Origin of the sequence: Sphingopyxis sp. KK2, assembly GCF_001990265.1 — a bacterium.
Classification (GTDB): Bacteria; Pseudomonadota; Alphaproteobacteria; order Sphingomonadales; family Sphingomonadaceae; genus Sphingopyxis.
In genome coordinates this window covers 1-3074 of record NZ_LYVN01000239.1, presented here as the reverse complement: position 1 = coordinate 3074, position 3074 = coordinate 1, and the positions used below count along the sequence as shown (strand labels likewise).

At 62.2% G+C, this 3074-nt stretch carries 7 protein-coding genes and 1 pseudogene; 2 read left to right on the top strand and 6 right to left on the bottom strand.

What is annotated here, in order from left to right:
* On the bottom strand, positions 1-222 hold a 222-nt coding region (locus B1A78_RS21145), incomplete at its 3' end, for a YdcH family protein (RefSeq protein ID WP_306171666.1).
* A gap of 167 nt (positions 223-389) precedes the next feature.
* Positions 390-788, bottom strand: coding sequence for a PRC-barrel domain-containing protein (locus tag B1A78_RS21140; RefSeq protein ID WP_077148822.1), 399 nt, complete (start codon positions 786-788; stop codon positions 390-392).
* A gap of 311 nt (positions 789-1099) precedes the next feature.
* On the opposite strand from B1A78_RS21140, the gene B1A78_RS21135 reads away from it, so the two are divergent.
* Both B1A78_RS21135 and B1A78_RS21130 read left to right on the top strand, forming a co-directional pair.
* Positions 1100-1489: a response regulator gene (locus tag B1A78_RS21135; RefSeq protein ID WP_256839757.1), complete on the top strand. Its 390-nt coding sequence runs from the start codon at positions 1100-1102 to the stop codon at positions 1487-1489.
* Positions 1456-1860 carry a response regulator gene (locus tag B1A78_RS21130; RefSeq protein ID WP_077148820.1) on the top strand — a complete coding sequence of 135 codons (405 nt, stop codon included), beginning with the start codon at positions 1456-1458 and terminating at the stop codon, positions 1858-1860. Before B1A78_RS21135 ends, B1A78_RS21130 begins: the two co-directional genes overlap by 34 nt.
* A 229-nt stretch (positions 1861-2089) precedes the next feature.
* On the opposite strand, the gene B1A78_RS21125 is transcribed toward B1A78_RS21130, so the two are convergent.
* From B1A78_RS21125 to B1A78_RS23250, 4 genes and pseudogenes are all read right to left on the bottom strand, one after another.
* Positions 2090-2275, bottom strand: a complete 186-nt coding sequence (locus B1A78_RS21125) for a hypothetical protein (RefSeq protein WP_077148819.1) — start codon at positions 2273-2275, stop codon at positions 2090-2092.
* A 40-nt stretch (positions 2276-2315) separates the two neighbouring features.
* Positions 2316-2528, bottom strand: a complete 213-nt coding sequence (locus tag B1A78_RS21120) for a hypothetical protein (protein ID WP_077148818.1) — start codon at positions 2526-2528, stop codon at positions 2316-2318.
* Between the two features lie 179 nt (positions 2529-2707).
* The gene (gene infA, locus B1A78_RS21115; protein ID WP_077148817.1) at positions 2708-2962 is read right to left on the bottom strand and encodes a translation initiation factor IF-1; all 255 of its coding nucleotides are present in this window, start codon (positions 2960-2962) and stop codon (positions 2708-2710) included.
* 8 nt (positions 2963-2970) lie between these two features.
* Positions 2971-3074: pseudogene (locus B1A78_RS23250) on the bottom strand (cold-shock protein); the annotation flags it as partial.

The following is a 3074-nucleotide window of genomic DNA, read 5'->3' as shown; positions in this document are numbered from 1 at the left end:
CCCGCCGATATCGCTGCTCCATGCAGAGATCTGGTCCTTGATCGCCAGCTTCAGCTTCTTGAGCCGCGCGATCAGAAGCTCGTCGGGCAGACGCTGCCGTGCTTCCCGATCGATTTCGGCGTCGAGGCGGGCATGCTCGCGCCGGAGATATTCGATATGTTTGGTGGACATCTTCTTCTCCTTGCCAGGTTGAGGATGTTGCAGCCCGATCGGCTGCGGCACCGACATAAGAAAGAGCTATCCATGATTTCAAGGGGTTGCGCGTTCCGTCGCGAGAGCAATGCCATTTTGATTCATAGGGCGGCCGGATCGAAGCTACGCACATAGCGGTTTTCGATAACGCCCGACTTCAGGCTTGCACGCAGGAGGTTTGCGCAGACCATCAGCCCTTATCGGCCGGCATCGATAGGGACGCCTCCGCCGAGCGAGAGGTCTTCCCTCGACACTTCGTAATAGCTCGCGACACGATCTGCATAGGCCTGGTCGAAGATCGGCGGATTGGCGGCCCAGCTCGGACCGCCCTCAAGGACGCGCCGATCGATGGTGACGACGTAGGAGTCCGACGTGGGTTCGAACGCGAGCAGCTGGAACGGCAGAGGATAATAGGCCTTGCCCATCCCGAGAAACCCGCCGATCGACAGGATGGCATAAGCGGTATGGCCGCTCCGCTTGTTGATCATATAGGCATGGACGGAGCCGAGCTTGTCGCCGTCGCGGGTTTTGACCGGCATCGTGTCGGCCTTGTTCGACTGGATGAGCAGTTGCGTCGGAAGTTCAGGGTCGGTCATGGGGGCTCCTTTTGCTTCCCTCCAGAACCGGTGAGCGGCGCGCGGGTTCCGGACCGGCGTCAGGGCGTTCGCCCATTCCGGAAACAATTATCTAAGATGGCCTCGAGGCAGGTGGTGGCGCGGCCCGAACGCGGGCCGCTATCGTTGCGCACAGACCGGACCGCGCCGCCAGCTGGCACCGGCCTTTTCTTCGCATTTGGCTCGAGACGCCGGAACTGCCTTTGCTACCGGACGTATAGCCTTCGACCATTCCGTCATGGAGTGCGGATCCAGTCGGGCTCGCCCGGTGTATGTCGTGGCAAGGGACCAGGGTGGCGGCACAGACAATATTGGTGGTCGAGGACGAGTTTCTGATCCGCTTCATGCTGGCCGACAGTTTGCGTGAAGTCGGGTACCGGATTCTCGAAGCTGCCAACGGGGTCGAAGCGCTCGATATTCTGCGGTCGGGTCAAACAGTCGATCTCATGGTGACGGATGTTCGCATGCCCGGAGAGGTCGACGGGCTGGAACTCATGCGGCGGTCAAAGTCGCTCGCGCCGAGTCGTCCCGTGATCATATGCTCGGCGCACCTCTTCGAGCAGGACGTCCATCCTGCCGATGCCTTCCTCGCGAAACCCTACTCGATCGCGGCGCTCGCGGATATTATCGCCCGTCTGATTGGAGACCCATGGACGAACGACAGTCAGACCCGCAGTGCCTGATCGTCGCGGACGCGGACGTGCTTATCCGCAACGCGCTCGCCGAATATCTTCGGAACTGCGGCTACAAGGTGTTCGAGGCGGCAATGTCCGACGAAGTCATTATCGCGTTCGAGGAAGGCGCGGCGGCGATCGATGCACTGCTCGCCGATGCCGAGCTACCGAGACGCCTCAACGCGTTCCAGCTTAGGATGTGGGTGCGCGGGCATTACCCCGACGCCGAAATCCTTCTCGCCGGAAGCGTCGATGCGGCAGCGAGAGCCGCCGGCCATCTTTGCGACGAGGGACCGCATCTTGCGCGGCCTTATGATGCCGAAAGCGTCGCGGCGCATATCAAGCGCCTCTTGAGCAGCGCACGGCGGCGCAAGACCTGACGGTCGCGGCTCGGGCGGCGGGGACGGGCTATTGCAATGTCGGTTTGGGCGCGTGACCATTGATATGCCCGGTCTTGTCGGGGACGCGCCGCGCGGGATCGGGATGCGGCGGGACGTCCTCTGGCGGAGGCGCAGGAGCCTTCGGTCCGCGATCCTTCTTGTCGCCGGCGAAAATCGTCCCTGGCATAGGCCTCCCCCTTGGATTGGTGCCCGCGGGTAAAGCGGGGATCTAAGCGCTCGCCATCGTGTAGCCGATGAAATCGGGCGCAAGCCCGCGGCCTTCCCGGAAGCGGTTGATGCGCCGCACATAGTGCCGCGCCAGGTCAAAATTGGTGGTCGCAAGGCCATTCCGGCGCGCCCGATCGGCGTCCATCAATGCGATTTGATGGTGGTAGAAAAGCTGGTTCATATCCATGGCTATGTCCCTGGTCGGTTCGATTGAGACAGGCTTTCGTTCAGGCGAGGCATTGAGCGCGCACCGCGTCGGCAAGGCGGTCCTTCTCGGCGCGGGCCTGCTCGGACTTCTGTTGCCTGCTCGCCATGGCATGCCAAGCGGCGGCCGAACGAAGGTTGCGGTCTCGCACCTCCATCAGCTCGGACGCGGCGGCGTCGGCTTCGCAGCGCTCGGCCTGCTCACGATAATGTTCACTCGTTGCTGTTGCGGCCATGCTGCTATCCTTTCGATCAATCGATCATGTGGGCGATGAGGCGCCTGAGTTCGCGCCGCGAGAGCGTGGACGAGCGCCGGGTCGGGGTGTGCGGCTGCATCGGCTTTCCGGCGAGCGGAAGAGCGGAGAGGCTCGGGAAAATACTGCTATTAAACATGTTGGTCTTCTTGGATTGGATGTCAGCGCCGCTTGTTCGGGGCGCCCGGACCGCCCGGACCACGATCGCGATAGACGATGCGGCCCTTGGTCAGGTCATAGGGTGTCATTTCGACGCGTACGGCGTCGCCGACAACCGAGCGGATGCGGAAACGCCGCATCCGGCCGGCTGTGTAGGCGATGAGCCGATGGCCATTTTCGAGTTCGACGCGGAATCGCCCGTCGGGCAGAATCTCGTCGATCATGCCCTCAAAGCTGAGGACTTCTTCCTTGGCCATCTGAAGCGTCAGGCCGCTTCGAGATTGACGGCCGAAACCTTTCCGTCCCGGCCGGTCTCAAGCTCGTAACTCACGCGCTGATCTTTATTGAGGGTCGCCATGCCGGCGCGCT

Coding starts and splice junctions, on each gene's coding strand:
- B1A78_RS21140 (WP_077148822.1), bottom strand. CDS start 788: ATGACCGACCCTGAACTTCCGACGCAACTGCTCATCCAGTCGAACAAG.
- B1A78_RS21130 (WP_077148820.1), top strand. CDS start 1,456: ATGGACGAACGACAGTCAGACCCGCAGTGCCTGATCGTCGCGGACGCG.
- B1A78_RS21125 (WP_077148819.1), bottom strand. CDS start 2,275: ATGGATATGAACCAGCTTTTCTACCACCATCAAATCGCATTGATGGAC.
- B1A78_RS21120 (WP_077148818.1), bottom strand. CDS start 2,528: ATGGCCGCAACAGCAACGAGTGAACATTATCGTGAGCAGGCCGAGCGC.
- infA (WP_077148817.1), bottom strand. CDS start 2,962: ATGGCCAAGGAAGAAGTCCTCAGCTTTGAGGGCATGATCGACGAGATT.